At 66.1% G+C, this 14,445-nt stretch carries 11 protein-coding genes and 4 tRNA genes; 4 read left to right on the top strand and 11 right to left on the bottom strand.

Annotated features, from left to right (window positions below):
- Positions 1 to 40: 40 nt before the first annotated feature.
- From ORK51_RS07290 to ORK51_RS07300, 3 genes are all read left to right on the top strand, one after another.
- Positions 41 to 117: transfer RNA gene (locus ORK51_RS07290), tRNA-Arg, on the top strand.
- Between the two features lie 54 nt (positions 118 to 171).
- Positions 172 to 248, top strand: a tRNA-Arg gene (locus tag ORK51_RS07295).
- Between the two features lie 82 nt (positions 249 to 330).
- A tRNA-Arg gene (locus ORK51_RS07300) sits at positions 331 to 407 on the top strand.
- Between the two features lie 59 nt (positions 408 to 466).
- Here ORK51_RS07300 and ORK51_RS07305 read toward each other — a convergent pair.
- Together ORK51_RS07305 and ORK51_RS07310 are read right to left on the bottom strand one after the other, a co-directional pair.
- Positions 467 to 1,615 (bottom strand): alpha/beta fold hydrolase, encoded by a 1,149-nt coding sequence (locus tag ORK51_RS07305; RefSeq protein ID WP_266084640.1) that lies wholly within the window; start codon positions 1,613 to 1,615, stop codon positions 467 to 469.
- A gap of 155 nt (positions 1,616 to 1,770) precedes the next feature.
- On the bottom strand, positions 1,771 to 2,697 hold the full coding sequence (locus tag ORK51_RS07310) for a LysR family transcriptional regulator (protein ID WP_266084641.1): 927 nt from the start codon (positions 2,695 to 2,697) through the stop codon (positions 1,771 to 1,773).
- A gap of 140 nt (positions 2,698 to 2,837) precedes the next feature.
- Between ORK51_RS07310 and ORK51_RS07315 the strand changes: the two genes are divergently transcribed.
- Entirely contained in the window at positions 2,838 to 3,539 is a 702-nt protein-coding gene (locus ORK51_RS07315) for a pirin family protein (protein WP_070427099.1), read from the top strand.
- A 74-nt stretch (positions 3,540 to 3,613) separates the two neighbouring features.
- Here ORK51_RS07315 and ORK51_RS07320 read toward each other — a convergent pair whose 3' ends face one another.
- The 9 genes from ORK51_RS07320 to lexA all read right to left on the bottom strand — a co-directional run bounded on the left by ORK51_RS07320 (position 3,614) and on the right by lexA (position 14,064).
- Positions 3,614 to 5,743 carry a TonB-dependent siderophore receptor gene (locus tag ORK51_RS07320; RefSeq protein WP_490723228.1) on the bottom strand — a complete coding sequence of 710 codons (2,130 nt, stop codon included), beginning with the start codon at positions 5,741 to 5,743 and terminating at the stop codon, positions 3,614 to 3,616.
- Between the two features lie 301 nt (positions 5,744 to 6,044).
- Complete coding sequence (locus tag ORK51_RS07325; protein ID WP_266084642.1) at positions 6,045 to 7,193, bottom strand: aldo/keto reductase; 1,149 nt, start codon at positions 7,191 to 7,193, stop codon at positions 6,045 to 6,047.
- 114 nt (positions 7,194 to 7,307) lie between these two features.
- Positions 7,308 to 7,988, bottom strand: coding sequence for an ankyrin repeat domain-containing protein (locus ORK51_RS07330; protein ID WP_266084643.1), 681 nt, complete (start codon positions 7,986 to 7,988; stop codon positions 7,308 to 7,310).
- Positions 7,989 to 8,289: 301 nt separating this feature from the next.
- A tRNA-Ser gene (locus tag ORK51_RS07335) sits at positions 8,290 to 8,382 on the bottom strand.
- An 81-nt stretch (positions 8,383 to 8,463) separates the two neighbouring features.
- Positions 8,464 to 8,667, bottom strand: a complete 204-nt coding sequence (gene csrA, locus ORK51_RS07340; RefSeq protein ID WP_019183311.1) for a carbon storage regulator CsrA — start codon at positions 8,665 to 8,667, stop codon at positions 8,464 to 8,466.
- Positions 8,668 to 8,811: 144 nt separating this feature from the next.
- Complete coding sequence (gene alaS, locus ORK51_RS07345) at positions 8,812 to 11,460, bottom strand: alanine--tRNA ligase (RefSeq protein WP_070427095.1); 2,649 nt, start codon at positions 11,458 to 11,460, stop codon at positions 8,812 to 8,814.
- Positions 11,461 to 11,567: 107 nt separating this feature from the next.
- Complete coding sequence (gene recX / locus ORK51_RS07350) at positions 11,568 to 12,059, bottom strand: recombination regulator RecX (RefSeq protein WP_019183313.1); 492 nt, start codon at positions 12,057 to 12,059, stop codon at positions 11,568 to 11,570.
- 110 nt (positions 12,060 to 12,169) lie between these two features.
- On the bottom strand, positions 12,170 to 13,210 hold the full coding sequence (gene recA, locus ORK51_RS07355; RefSeq protein WP_026069798.1) for a recombinase RecA: 1,041 nt from the start codon (positions 13,208 to 13,210) through the stop codon (positions 12,170 to 12,172).
- Positions 13,211 to 13,413: 203 nt separating this feature from the next.
- Positions 13,414 to 14,064: a transcriptional repressor LexA gene (gene lexA, locus ORK51_RS07360; RefSeq protein ID WP_019183315.1), complete on the bottom strand. Its 651-nt coding sequence runs from the start codon at positions 14,062 to 14,064 to the stop codon at positions 13,414 to 13,416.
- Between the last annotated feature and the right edge of the window lie 381 nt (positions 14,065 to 14,445).

The following is a 14,445-nucleotide window of genomic DNA, read 5'->3' on the forward strand; positions in this document are numbered from 1 at the left end:
CGAATGCGACGCCGATCCGCATAATTCCGCTCCTGTTGACGCGCCCGTAGCTCAGTTGGATAGAGTACCTGGCTACGAACCAGGCGGTCGGGAGTTCGAATCTCTCCGGGCGCACCATCAACAGGGTATCGATTTCGCCGTCGGTATCAGTAATGAAAATTCGATGTAAATGCGCCCGTAGCTCAGTTGGATAGAGTACCTGGCTACGAACCAGGCGGTCGGGAGTTCGAATCTCTCCGGGCGCACCATTACATCGAATGGCAGGCTTGCCTGCCTTCCCGTCGAACGTGGCAACACGCGCGGCAGGACACACAACCAGACAATGCAAATGCGCCCGTAGCTCAGTTGGATAGAGTACCTGGCTACGAACCAGGCGGTCGGGAGTTCGAATCTCTCCGGGCGCACCATTGCATCGACGAAAACAGCAGCCATCGGTTGCTGTTTTTTTTTGCGTTGTCCCCAGCTGTCACCCCTGCGGCGGGGCGTGCGCCTGTGCCGCCTGCATCGCCATCAGGTCGGCTTCACCCGGCAGTTCCGGCGCGGGGCACGCCCCACCGGCGTGGCCATCATGCGCCAGCCAGTCATCCACCACACTGCCCAGCAGATCCACGCGCAGCGGCAGCGTGATGTGGTCTTCGCCACGCAGCTCGATGTAGTGCACGCGCGGGCTGGCGGCCGCCAGGCGGCGCCCCTGCCCGACCGGCACGTGCTGGTCGTCCTGGCCATGCAGCAGCAGCACGCAGGCGCGGCTGTCGGCCAGCGCGCGGGTGACATCGACGCGGTCCAGATCCAGGTCCAGCCGCTGGCTGGCGGCGGCGATCACCTGGTCGACATCCTGACCGCCATAGCGCCAACGTCCGTAGGCGGCCATCGCCTGCGCTTTCCATGCCGTCGGCTGCAGTGACATCAGGTGCGGGATCATGCTGCGGATGGCATCGCCGGCATTGGCGAAAGACTCCATCGCCACCACGCCGGTGACCTGGTCGCCGAGCTTGTCCGCGGTGAACAGCGCAGTGGCAGCGCCATAGGACACCCCGAACAGGTACAACGGCCCGACCACTTCACCACGCGCCTTCAGCGCCGCGATGACATCGACCACGTCATCCGATTCGAAGGTGCCGTAGCCCGACGGTCCCGCACCCGAATGGCCGTGGTTGCGCAGGTCGATGGTGACCACGCGGTAGCCGGACTGCGCCAGCTGCAGCGACCACGGCAGCATCGCATCACCGTTCATCATCCAGCCGTGCAGCAGCACCACCGTGCCGCGCGGTGCCTGCGCACGGAACGGGTGCGGCAGGTCCAGCGCCATGCCGGTGCGCAGCGGCTCGCCATTGTCGTGCTGCTGGGCCAGGTACTGGTAATGCAACCCGTACTGACCAGGGTCGAACGCACGCCAGAAGATCGGCACGCCCGCGCGCCCGGTCACCCGGCCATGCCGGTTGGGCACGCTCTCCACCGCTTCGGCGATGCGCGGCATGTCCAGCAGCGTGGATACGCCGCCGGGCGCGATCAGGCGATCACTCAACGAGGTCGAGGCAGCGGTGGAGGTCAAGGAAGAGCAGGCAGCCAGCCACAGGCCAGCCCCGGCCAGCAGCAACAGCAGCAAGCGCTTCATGGGCGGAATCGGAAAAACCAGACGAGTCGCGCAGGGTACCGATCACGCCGACGGCGCTCTATCGCATCCAGATGACCATCCGATGACAGCCAAGCCAACATTCAGCTTGAACGGACGGGCAGCGGCATCGCCGCAGGCCCCTGCCCGGCCTGCGATCAGCCCAGCCAGCGTTCCATGGTGGGCCACCAGCCCGCCAGCACCTCCGGGCGCTGCATCCGCTCCCGCCACCAGCGTAATGCGGCCCCCTCCTCGCCGGTGCGCCAGGCCAGCCAGAACGTCTCGTCCGGTTTGGGTTCCTCGACCTGTTTGATCACCAGCCGGCCTTCCCGCACCGCCTGCTGCACATACGGCTCGGGCAGGAAACCGAAACCGAGCCCGGCGCACTGCAGGCGGAACTTGCTGACCATGTCCGGCACGGTGACCGTTTCCTGCCCCATCAGCAGGCCCACCGTACGCGGCAGCAGCCGCCGTGCCGAATCGGCCACGGCGATCGCGCAGTGGGTGGCCAGCTGCTCACGGCCCAACGGTTCGGGCGCGGCCGCCAATGGATGGGAGGGCGAGACGGCGAACACGAAGCGCACCACGCCCATCGGCTCGACTACATAGCCGCCGCCACTGGGCCCCTCACCCGCCGCGCCGACCAGCAGGTCCGCGCGCCGGTCCAGCAATGCCTCCCACGTGCCCGAGAGCGATTCAGTGACCAGCCGCATCCGGGTCTGTTCGGCCACCGCATTGAAGGCTCGTACGTCCTCGGCCAGCAGCGCCGGTACGAACATCGAATCGACCGCCACGGTCAGCTCGGCTTCCCAGCCGGAGGCGACGCGCCGCACCCGCATCTCCAGCTCGCGGGCGGCCCGCAGCAGATGGCGCCCCTCCTCCAGCAGCGCCTCCCCGGCCGGGGTCAGGTGCGCGCGCGGCCCGACCCGGTCGAACAGCTGAACGCCCAGGTCTTCTTCCAGCTTGGCGACCGTGTAGGAGATGGTCGAGGGCACCTTGTGCAGGGCCTTGCCGGCCGCGGCGAACGAGCCACGGCGGTCGATGGCGTCCAGGATCTGCAGGGCGTCGAGGCTGAGCTTGAGCATTCGAAATTTTCGATGATGGCTTGCGAAACTATCCGTTTTTCAAGCGGCCGGAGCAAGCGGATACTGGCCGCAACAGGAAAGGGAACGGCAGCGACCACCCCGGACCGCCATCGAAACCATCGAACACCCAGGAGATTCCCATGCTGCAGATCCGCAAGAGCAACACCCGTGGCAAGGCCGACCATGGCTGGCTGAACTCCATGCACACCTTCTCCTTCGCCAACTACTACGACCCGCGCTACGTCAGCTTCGGCCCGCTGCGGGTGATCAACGAAGACCGCGTGCAGGGCGGCCAGGGTTTCGGCACCCACAGCCACAGCAACATGGAGATCGTCTCCTACGTGCTCGGCGGCGCGCTGGAGCACAAGGACTCGATGGGTACCGGTTCGGTGCTGCGCTACGGCGATGTGCAGCGCATGAGCGCCGGCAGCGGCGTCAGCCACAGCGAGTTCAACCACTCGGCCGACGAGGCGGTGCACTTCCTGCAGATCTGGCTGTTCCCCGATCAGGAGAACATCACCCCGAGCTACCAGGAGACCCACTTCGCGCCGGAGACCAAGCGCGGCCAGCTGCGCCTGATCGCTTCGCGCGATGGCCGTGACGGCTCGCTGTTGATCCACCAGGACGCGAACCTCTACGCCACGATCCTGGACGGTGACGACCGCGTCCACCTGCCGCTGGCCCCGGGCCGCGGCGCCTATGTACAGGTGGCCCGCGGGCAGCTGCAGGTCAACGGCATCACCCTGGAAACCGGCGATGCGCTGCAGGTCAGCGACGAGGCGCAGCTGACGCTGGAGAACGCCAATGATGCGGAAGTCATCGTGTTCGACGTCGCGCTGTAATCACCAGGCGCGGAAACGCAGACACCCCGGTTGCCCGGGGTGTCGTTCGTTGCGTGGATCAGTCGTTGCGTGGATCAGAATCTGTAGTTCAGCGTCAGCCGGACGTTGCGCGGCTCACCCCAGGTGTAGGTGCTGTACCAGCTGAAGATCGTGTAGTAGTGCTTGTCCAGCAGGTTGTTGACGTTGAGCGTCGCCGAGAGCTGGTCATTGAACTGGTAACGCGCCATGGCATCGAGCAGCCAATAGGGCTCGGTGCGATGGACCTGGCTTCCGCCGGTGGCCGGGTTGGCGATGGTGCCGAAGGTGCTGCCCTGCCAGCGCGCGCCACCGCCGAGGCTCCAGCCATCGGCCGCACCGGTGAGCCGGTAGCTGGTGTGCACGCTGAACTGGTCTTCCGGCTCCAGCGTGGAGACCTTGGTGGACTGCTGGCGCGCGATCTTGTGCGCGTAGCCGCCCTGGACCTGCCAGCCCGGCGCCAGCTGACCGGACACCTCCAGCTCGTAGCCCTTGGTGCGCACCCCCATCAGGCCTTCATAGGCGATCCCGCCACTCGGCGTCCTGCCGCCGGTCGGCTGCGCGTAGTTGTCCTGTTCCAGCTGGAACACCGCCGCACTGGCATTGAGTCGGCCGTCGTAGAACTCCGCTTTCAGGCCGGCTTCGTAGCTGCGCCCTTCCAGCGGATCCAGCACCCGGCCCTGCTCGTCCTGGTTGCCCTGCGGTTTGAAGATGGTGCTGTAGCTGGCGAACACCGAGACGTTGCGATTGAGGTCGTACACCAGGCCGGCATACGGCACGACCACGCCACTCTCGTCGGTATCCGGAGACTTGTAGTTGGCGATGCGGCTGCCGAGGATCAGCTTGAGCGGATCGGCCAGGTCGAAACGGCCCACCACGTAGGCACCGCTTTCGCGGGTGACCTGGTTGTCACCGTAGCCCCACTGCCAATCCGGCTCGGGCACATCGCCGGTCCAGGCGTAGTAGTCGGCAACGCTGCTGACATAGCCCGGCTGCGGCGAGTAGCCGTTGTTGACCCAGCGCTTGCGCGACACGCTGCCACCGACCACCAGCTCGTGCTGCCGGCCGAACCACTCGAACTTGCCGCTGACGTACAGATCGGCCGCATTGCTGGTGGTCTTGCCGATGTACTGGCCCAGCCACATGCTCACGCCCTCACCGGTGACCGGATCGGGATTGCCACCGGCCGCCGCGCCCAGCGAGGCGTCATACCCGTTGACCTGGTGATTGAGCTGCAACTTGGCGACCCAGTCATTGGCGAAGGTGTGCTCCAGCGTGGCGAAGCCGGTACGGGCGTACTGGCCCCAGCGGCTCCAGCGTGCGCCGTTGTTGAACGAGCGCGGCATCTTGTTGAAGTTGCCCTCGCTGTCCAGCAGCGGAATGCCACCCCAGCTGGACCCTTCCGGATCGCTGTCCTGGTAATCGGCACCGACAGTCAGCAGGGTGCTCTCGCCGATGTCGGCCTCGAGAATGCCGTAGAAGACTTCATTGCTGCGCTGGTAGTGGTCGGCATTGGAATGCTTGTCCTGGTAGGCGCCCACGACGCGGCCGCGCACGCGGCCACTTTCAGTGAGCGGTCCGCCGACATCGACCTCGGCGCGATAGCTGTCCCACGAGCCCACGCCCAGCGTGGCGCTGCCAGCCAGTTCGCGGGTCGGCTTCTTGCGCACCAGGTTGATGGTCGCGCCCGGATCGCCCATGCCGGTCAGCAGGCCGGTGGCGCCCTTGAGCACTTCGACGCGGTCATAGATGGCCATGTCGCTCAGCGTGTTGCCGGCCGAGTAGGCCGAGTCGCGCGCCATCGGGATGCCGTCGTACTGGAAGTTCTGTACCGCAAAGCCGCGCGCGTAATACTCGGTGCGCTCGCTGTCGTAGGTAACGATGCTCACGCCGGGCGTGACCTTCATGACGTCATCGATGCCATTGAGGCCGAAGTCGTTCATTTCCTGACGGGTGATCACGCTGATCGACTGCGGCGTCTGGCGCGGACTGAGCACCAGGCGGGTCGCGGTGGCGATCGTGCCGGGCGTGTACGAATCACTGCCCTCGGTCACGGTGCCGAGCTGGTTGGCGGTGACCTGCACGGTCTGCAGGGTCTGTGCGCCGTCCTTGGCAGGTGCCTCGCCCGCCGGCGCCTCTTCGGCCTGCACGGCAGACGCGGACAGGGCCAGGCCCAGCACGCAGCCCATCGCCTGCATCAGCGGGGAGATCGAGGGAACAGTACGACGGCGACCCGAATGGATCGGGGCAACACGGAACGGAACGACGGACACGGCAATGCCTCCAGGCAGGAAGGGACTCCTCTGGCGGCGGCTGGAGGGAACGAATGGGCGGCATGATGCCGCATCCGGGCCTATAGCGAAAGGCTATCGCAGCAAGCGAGCGGGTGGAGAGCCCCGCAGACAGGCGACGCTCCGGCTGCAGCCGGGGCGCCACAGGTCATTGGCTGGTAGCAATCACGTCAGGTGATCCGCCGGTCCACCCACCGGATCAACCACGCGGCACCGGCGCATCCGAGGCAATCAGCTTTTCCTGCTTGAGCTCGGCCCAGAAGGCCCCCGGCACCGCCACGGACATGGAAGCGACGTTGGCCAGCACCTGTTCGGGCGTGCGCGCGCCCGGAATGACCGCCGATACCACCTCGGGTGCATCGGCGAACTGCAGCGCCGCCGTGCGCAGGTCCACACCATGGCGATCGCAGATAGCCTGCACCCCGGCACGCTTTTCCGGCGCCCAGGACGGCACCTTGCCGTCATAGAGGTACCGGTCCCGCCCGGCCAGGTAGCCCGCCAACAGCGGCGACCCGACTACGACCGACGCGCCATGCGCGGCGATCTTCGGGAAGGTGTCATGCAAGGCCTGCTCGTGATCCAGCAGCGAGTACTGGCAGGCCAGCAGGAAGATATCCGGGTCGGCCTCGGCCACCGCACGCAGCGCCGGCTCGGGGCGATTGACGCCGAACCCCCAGGCTTTGATAAGCCCCTCCTCGCGCATACGGGTCAGCGCCGGCATCGCGCCTTTCGCGGCCTCTGCGAAGCGCTGCTCCCACGGCATGCCGAGGTCTTTCTCGTTGTCCGGCGAGAGGTCATGAATGAAGACCACGTCCAGTTGCGACACCCCGAGCCGGTTGAGGCTGTCCTCCACCGAGCGCCGCGTGCCATCGGCGGAGTAGTCATAGCGGTAATGGAACGGCGAGGGATCCTTCCACATCACCTCCTGCAGTTCACCGGCGGTCGCGGTCAGCAACCGGCCGACCTTGGTCGACAGCGTGTACTCGCGCGCCGGGTGGTTGTGCAGGTGATGGCCGTAGCGGCGCTCGCTCAGGCCGAGCCCGTACCAGGGTGACGTGTCGTAATAGCGCACGCCTGCCGCATAGGCCGCTGCCAGCGTGGCTTCACTCTGTGCGTCGCTGGCGGCCGCGAAGCCATTGCCGATCGCGACACCGCCCAGGCCCAGGCGGGTCTGCGGACGATAGCGCCTGCCCTGCTGCGCCGGATTGCCGGGCAAGGGTTTCGTCGAGGCCTGGCCGCGGGTGGGCAGGACGCTGCCCGGGCCGGACGACTGCGCCATCAACGGTGAAGCGGCGAAGGCGGCGGTGCCGGCGGCGGCAACGGAGAGGAAGTGGCGACGTGCGTTCACGGCGACTCCTGATTCTGCGGGGGAAGCGCACAGCGTCGCAGAACGGTGGTGCAGAGCATGCCGTTGCCGCGTCAAGGCAGCGGCAACATTACTCCCCCGCCGCCGTGCGGATGCTCAGCCCTGGGCAGCGCCGGCGGCGAGAAGCAGCGTCTCGATCGCGCGGTACGCGCGCTGGCGTGCATGCTGCAGCGGGCTTACGCCTTCACCGTCGGGCAGGTTCACATCCGCGCCCGCCGCGATGAGCTGACGGACGATCTCGACATGCCGCGGGCCGCCATCGGCGAGGATGATCGCCTCCAGCAGCGCGGTCCACTGCAGGTTGTTGACATGATCCACCTCCACGCCGGCAGCGATCAGCGTCGCCACGGTCTCCACGTGCCCGCGTTCGGCCGCCGGAATGAGTGCAGTGCCACCGTAGCGGTTGGTGCTTTTCAGGTCGGCACCGGCCGCCAGGGTCGCGCGCAGGATCTCGAGATGCCCGCGGGCACCGGCGTAGAGATAGGGGCTGTCCTGGATCGCATCCTTGGCATTGACGTCGGCACCCGCCTGGATCAGCGCAAGCGCGGCCTCCACGTGATTGTGGTGGGTCGCAACCAGCAACGGTGTCGCCTTCGCCACGCCGCGCGCATCCACCCTGGCGCCCTGCCCCAGCAGCGTACGCACTGCAGTGGCATCGCCCTTCTCCGCCGCCCGATGCAGCCGCTCATCCAACGAAGCGGCACCGGCCGGCATGACCATGCCCATCAGCAGGCTCATGACCACCCAGCCGCGTAGCGACCTCCTTCCCATCGACATGTTCCTGCTCCTTCCACGGGGGCGCCCGGTGGGCGCCGCTGGAGAACGACCGTAGCCGAGCCGCCGCGCCGGCACCAATGAAGATTGGGGATCGAGTGCATTCGCCATCCGAATGCGTCGGCCGACGCGCGCTCCGCCGGTTTCATGCGTATGGCAATCACTACTACGCCGCCTTCCTGATCGACCCGGACGGGCATCGCATCGAAGCGGTCTGCAAGTCGGTGGAGTGAATCAGATCGCGCAACCGGATCGCACAAAGAAAAAGGCCTCCGTACTTGCGTACGAAGGCCTTTTCTACAACTGGCGGAGCGGGAGGGATTCGAACCCTCGATAGAGTTTTAAGCCCTATACTCCCTTAGCAGGGGAGCCCCTTCAGCCACTCGGGCACCGCTCCAGTGTTCTTGGTCCGCCGCTGCGATGAATCATCTCAGCGGGGGCGCGAATAATAACGTTTTCCGCGCCCTCAGGTAAAGCCTTAATCCGAAGAATTTTCACTTCCGGATGCATTCGGCTCATCACCGCGCTGGATGCGCTGGTAAATCTCTTCGCGGTGCACGGCCACGTCCTTCGGAGCGGTGATACCGATACGCACCTGGTTGCCCTTGACGCCGAGCACGGTCACGCTGACCGAGTCACCGATCATCAGGGTTTCGCCTACGCGGCGAGTCAGGATCAACATTTGTTCAAGTCTCCAGGGAACCGGTGGTGGCATTTCCCCACCGGCTTGGCGCCCCGGCAAGAGCGCCCCACGACAACGGGAAAAGATTCGCCATAGTACCGTCAGGGCTCCCGCCCCTTCAAGGAGCAGGAACCGTCAGGTTGTTCAGATACGGGGGGTGACCCAGTCGACGACGGCGGCCAGTGCAGAAGCAAGGGCGGGCCCGTCCTCACCACCACCCTGGGCGAGGTCCGGGCGGCCGCCGCCCTTGCCCCCGATCTGACTGGCGATATGGGCCAACAGTTCCCCGGCCTTGACCTTGCCCATTGCGCTGCCGTTCACGCCCGCGACCAGGGCGGCCTTGCCGTCCTGGGTGCCGGCCAGCACGATCACCGCATCACCGAGCTGCTGCTTGAGGCGGTCGATGGCATCGCGCAGGGCCTTGGCGTCGAAGCCTTCCAGGCGCGCGGCCAGGATCTTGACGCCCTTGACCTCCACTGCGCCGGCGCCAAGATCGGCGGTCGCGCCGGCGGCCTGTTTGGCCTTGAGTGCGTCGAGTTCGCGCTCGAGCTTCTTCTGGCGCTCGCCGAGCTGGCGGATCTTGTCGACCACGTCACCGGCGTTACCGCCGAGCAGTGCGGCCGCTTCACTCAGCTGGGCTTCTTCATGGGCCACGTAATCCAGGGCGCCCTGCCCGGTGACCGCTTCGATACGGCGCACGCCCGAGGACACGCCGCCTTCGGAGGTGATCTTGAACAGACCGATGTCGCCGGTGCGCGAGACATGCGTACCGCCACACAGTTCGGTGGAGTAGTCGCCCATCTTCAGCACGCGCACGTGCTCGCCGTACTTCTCGCCGAACAGTGCCATCGCGCCGAAGTCGAGCGCTTCCTGCATGCCCATGTTGTGGACTTCGGCCGCGTTGTTGGCACGCACCTGTTCGTTGACCTTGCGCTCGATGATCGCCAGGTCCTCGGCGCTGATCGGCGCGAAGTGCGAGAAGTCGAAGCGCAGGCGATCAGGCGCGACCAGCGAGCCCTTCTGCTGCACGTGGGTGCCCAGCACTTCGCGCAGGGCGGCATGCAGCAGGTGGGTGGCCGAGTGGTTGAGGATGGTGGCGCCGCGGCGCTGGCCATCCACCTGGCCGGACAGCACGTCGCCCACCTTCAGGCTTCCCTGGGTGAGCGTGCCCACATGGCCATGGAACTGGCCGGCGAACTTCTGCGTGTCGCGGATGTCCACCTGCACGCCCGCGCCGGTCAGGGTGCCGTTGTCGCCGACCTGGCCGCCGGATTCGGCGTAGAAGGGAGTCTGGTTGGTCAGCACGATGACGTCGTCACCGGCCTGGGCGGTCTGCGCCGGGCGGCCGTCTTTGAGGATGGCGACCACGGTGAGGTCGTCGGCCTGCAGGCGGTCGTAGCCGAGGAACACGGTCGGCTTGAGCGTGGCGACCAGATCGGCCGACAGGGTCACGCCGCCGCCGAACTTGCCGGCCGCGCGCGCGGTCTCGCGCTGGGTCTCCATCGCGGCGTTGAAGCCGTCGATGTCCACGGTCAGGTCACGCTCGCGCGCGATGTCCTGGGTGAGATCGAGCGGGAAGCCGTAGGTGTCGTACAGGCGGAACGCATCCACGCCCGGGATCACGCCGTTGCTGACCTTGGCCGCGACGTCGTCGAAAATCTTCATGCCCGAATCCAGCGTTTCAGCGAAACGCTCTTCTTCGGCCTGCAGGGCGCGCACGACGGTGTCGACCTGGGCCGGCAGTTCCGGATAGGCCACGCCCATCTGCTCGACCAGGGTCGGCACCAGCTTGCTGAAGAACGGCTGGCGCACGCCGAGCATCCAGCCATGGCGCAGCGCGCGGCGGATGATACGGCGCAGCACGTAGCCGCGGCCTTCGTTGGACGGCAGCACGCCATCGACGATCAGGAACGAACACGCGCGGATGTGATCGGCGATCACGCGCAGCGACTTGTTCTCCAGATCGGCCATGCCGGTCAGCTCGCTGGCCTTGCGGATCAGCGCCTGGAACAGGTCGATTTCATAATTGGTATGGACGTGCTGCAGGATCGCGGCCAGACGCTCCAGGCCCATGCCGGTATCCACGCACGGCGCCGGCAGCGGCACCAGGGTGCCGTCGGGCTGGCGGTCGAACTGCATGAAGACCAGGTTCCAGATCTCGATGAAGCGATCGCCGTCTTCGTCGGGCGAACCCGGGGGGCCGCCGGCGATGTGGTCGCCGTGGTCATAGAAGATCTCGGTGCACGGACCGCACGGGCCGGTCTCGGCCATCTGCCAGAAGTTGTCCGAGGCGAACGGCGCACCCTTGTTGTCGCCGATGCGCACGATGCGCGATTCCGGAATGCCGACCATGTCGCGCCACAGCGCGTAGGCCTCGTCATCGGTCTGGTAGACGGTGACCAGCAGGCGCTCGGCCGGCAGCTTCCAGACCTGGGTCAGCAGCTCCCATGCCCAGGCGATGGCATCCTTCTTGAAGTAATCGCCGAAGGACCAGTTGCCCAGCATTTCAAAGAAGGTGTGATGGCGCGCGGTGTAACCGACCTGGTCCAGGTCGTTGTGCTTGCCACCGGCGCGCAGGCAGCGCTGGACGTCGGCCGCGCGCACGTAGCTGCGCTTCTCGGCGCCAAGGAACACGTCCTTGAACTGCACCATGCCGGAATTGGTGAACAGCAGGGTCGGATCATTGCCCGGCACCAACGGCGCCGACGGCACGATCGTATGACCCTTGCCCTTGAAGAACTCAAGGAAATCGCTGCGGATCTGGGAGGTAGTGAATTTGACGGATGCGTTCATGGGGGGCTGGCTTTGTGCGGGCCGGTCAGTCCCTGGCACGCAGCCCCAATGGCCGGGTGTCAACTGCAGGACCGCCGAAACCACAAAGGGTATCAGGCCCGGGCCGCTCAGTCCTCAGGGTCGTAACGGGTGGCCTGGCGGATGCTGTCGCCGGGGAAGCCGCGGCGGGCCAGCAGATCGGCCGCTTTGCGCCGCTGTGGCAGTTCCTGCGGGCCGGCCTCGCCGAAACGGCGGCAGACCAGGTCGCGGGCGTTCTCGGTCCAGTCGCCTTCGAAAGTATCCATGGCGGCAGCGATCTGATCACTATCCAGGCCATGCGTGCCCAGTTCGGCGCGGATGTGGATCGGCCCATAGCCGGTATTGGCCCGGATCCGGACCAGATTCTCGGCAAAGCGGGTGTCGTCCTGCCAGCCGGCCTCGGCCAGCTTGCTGACGGCCGCTTCGGCGGCCTCGTTCTCGATGCCCCGGGCCTGCAGCTTGCGGGTCAGCTCTTTACGCGAATGCTCGCGGCGCACCAACAACCCCAACGCCCGCTGGACCGGCGTCTGTTCCTGGACACGGCGCTTGCGCCGGGGTGCGGGGGGATCGGAATCGTGCATGGCCGCCTATCATTACAGTGCGCCATCCTTGGCGCCATCCCGTCGGGGATTCGTGGAACTGCGGGCCAGGGCAGGCGTCACTGACGGCGCCGCCCTGCCCCGCAGGAAACTCACTCGGCGTCGTCTTCGGCGTCGTCGCCGCCTTCACGCACGGCTTCTTCCGGCTGGAACTTCTCGCGCAGCTCGGCTTCCAGACGCTGGGCAACCTGCGGGTTGTCGCGCAGATAGCCGCGGGCGTTGTCCTTGCCCTGGCCGATGCGCTCTTCGCCGTAGCTGTACCAGGCGCCTGCCTTCTCGACGAGCTTGGCTTCCACGCCCATGTCGATCAGCTCGCCTTCGCGGCTGATGCCTTCGCCGTACAGAATTTCGGTGATCACCTGCTTGAACGGCGGCGCCAGCTTGTTCTTGACCACCTTGATCTTGGTCTGGTTGCCGATGATCTCGTCGCCCTTCTTGATCGCGCCGATACGGCGGATGTCCAGGCGGACCGAGGCGTAGAACTTCAGCGCGTTGCCGCCGGTGGTCACTTCCGGGCTCTGGCCCGGCATCATCACGCCGATCTTCATGCGCAGCTGGTTGATGAAGACCACCAGGGTGTTGGAGCGCTTGATGTTGCCGGTCAGCTTGCGCAGCGCCTGGCTCATCAGGCGGGCCTGCAGGCCCGGCAGCTGGTCGCCCATTTCGCCTTCGATTTCAGCCTTCGGGGTCAGCGCGGCGACCGAGTCGACCACCACGATGTCCACCGAGCTGGAGCGCACCAGCATGTCGGCGATTTCCAGCGCCTGCTCACCGGTATCCGGCTGCGACAGCAGCAGGTCGTCCACGTTGACGCCCAGCTTGGCGGCGTAGATCGGGTCCAGCGCGTGCTCGGCATCGATGAAGGCGGCGGTACCGCCCTTCTTCTGGCATTCGGCGATCGCCTGCAGGGTCAGGGTGGTCTTGCCCGACGATTCCGGACCGTAGATCTCCACCACACGGCCCTTGGGCAGGCCGCCGATGCCGAGTGCGATATCCAGCATCAGCGAACCGGTAGGGATGACCTCGACCGCCTCGACGACACGGTCGCCCATGCGCATCACGGCGCCCTTGCCGAACTGCTTTTCGATCTGGCTCAGCGCGGCGGTGAGGGCGCGCTTTTTGTTTTCGTCCATCGGAGTGGTCCTTGCAGAGGTCGTATCGGTGGAGGTGCTGTCTTTGGAAGTCTTCTTGGCCATGGGTTCACTTTAAGGCTGGCGTATCGCACGGGCTGAGATTCTGCCCGGCGTTCGGAAAAAAATTATCGGACATCCGTACCAACCTCAGCAAAACCAGAGATGTGCCACAAAAGACCGCGCGTGATTCAGGGGGAACAGGGTCAGCGGTTGGGCCGCAGCAACCCGCAATAGAGGCCTTCGATCGCGAAGTCCTGGTCCGGCAGCACTTCGATCGGTTTGTAATCGGGATTGCGTGGCAGCAGGCGGATCCGGTCCTTGCCCATCTTCAGCAGCTTGACCGTGATCTCGTCATCGATGCGGGCCACCACGATCTGGCCGGAGCGCGCGTCACGGGTGCGGTGCACGCCGATCAGGTCGCCGTCGAAGATGCCCTCGTCGATCATCGAATCGCCCTGCACTTTCAGCAGGTAGTCGGGCGCGGGCGAGAAGAACACCCGGTCCAGGACCACGAAGTCATCCGAGCCGATGTCCGCACCGATCGGCAGACCGGCCGCGACCCGGCCCAGCACCGGCAGGCGCAGGACGTGGTCCGGCAGCGCCGAGGCGGGCAGCGATTCGGGCAGGCCGCTCTGCAGCGCGGGTGCCTGGACCAGGCGGATGCCGCGGGCCTGGCCCGGAATGCGGCGGATCGCCCCGGCCTGCTCCAGCGCTTCCAGATGGTACTGGGCCGCGCGGACGCCCTTGAAGCCGAACGCGCGGGCGATTTCCGTCTGCGACGGCGGTGCGCCATCGGTCTCTATACGCTCGGCGATCAACTGCAGGATCGCCTGCTGGGTATCGGTCAGGTCCATGGTTAGTAGTATTACTACTAACAATGCGGGCACGCAAGTGCCCGCAGAGCAAGAGCCATTACAAAGGACGGCAGTCCGGGCCCCGGCCGAAGCCGCCAGCAACGCCTGTAGCCACCGACCGTTGGTCGGTGACCGCGCGCAGCGCGGCCATGCCTGACGCTGCGGACACGTGCCGCTTGCGGCCATCCCTCCGGCGTTGAGCCTCTGCCATCTCCTGGGTCGGGCATTCCTGGCGCCGGATGGGGAGCAGCCACGCATGGCGTGGCACTACGTGGCAAACAGAAGAAGACACGCATGGCGTGGCACTACGTGGCAAACAGAAGAAGACACGCATGGCGGGGCGCTACCCGGGGCAAACGATGACCGGCCCAGCCAGCTAAC

Source organism: Stenotrophomonas sp. RIT-551 (genome assembly GCF_026241915.1).
Lineage (GTDB): Bacteria > Pseudomonadota > Gammaproteobacteria > Xanthomonadales > Xanthomonadaceae > Stenotrophomonas > Stenotrophomonas bentonitica_A.

Coding starts and splice junctions, on each gene's coding strand:
- ORK51_RS07305 (WP_266084640.1), bottom strand. CDS start 1,615: ATGAAGCGCTTGCTGCTGTTGCTGCTGGCCGGGGCTGGCCTGTGGCTG.
- ORK51_RS07310 (WP_266084641.1), bottom strand. CDS start 2,697: ATGCTCAAGCTCAGCCTCGACGCCCTGCAGATCCTGGACGCCATCGAC.
- ORK51_RS07315 (WP_070427099.1), top strand. CDS start 2,838: ATGCTGCAGATCCGCAAGAGCAACACCCGTGGCAAGGCCGACCATGGC.
- ORK51_RS07320 (WP_490723228.1), bottom strand. CDS start 5,743: ATGGGCTGCGTGCTGGGCCTGGCCCTGTCCGCGTCTGCCGTGCAGGCC.
- ORK51_RS07330 (WP_266084643.1), bottom strand. CDS start 7,988: ATGTCGATGGGAAGGAGGTCGCTACGCGGCTGGGTGGTCATGAGCCTG.
- csrA (WP_019183311.1), bottom strand. CDS start 8,667: ATGTTGATCCTGACTCGCCGCGTAGGCGAAACCCTGATGATCGGTGAC.
- alaS (WP_070427095.1), bottom strand. CDS start 11,460: ATGAACGCATCCGTCAAATTCACTACCTCCCAGATCCGCAGCGATTTC.
- recX (WP_019183313.1), bottom strand. CDS start 12,059: ATGCACGATTCCGATCCCCCCGCACCCCGGCGCAAGCGCCGTGTCCAG.
- recA (WP_026069798.1), bottom strand. CDS start 13,210: ATGGACGAAAACAAAAAGCGCGCCCTCACCGCCGCGCTGAGCCAGATC.
- lexA (WP_019183315.1), bottom strand. CDS start 14,064: ATGGACCTGACCGATACCCAGCAGGCGATCCTGCAGTTGATCGCCGAG.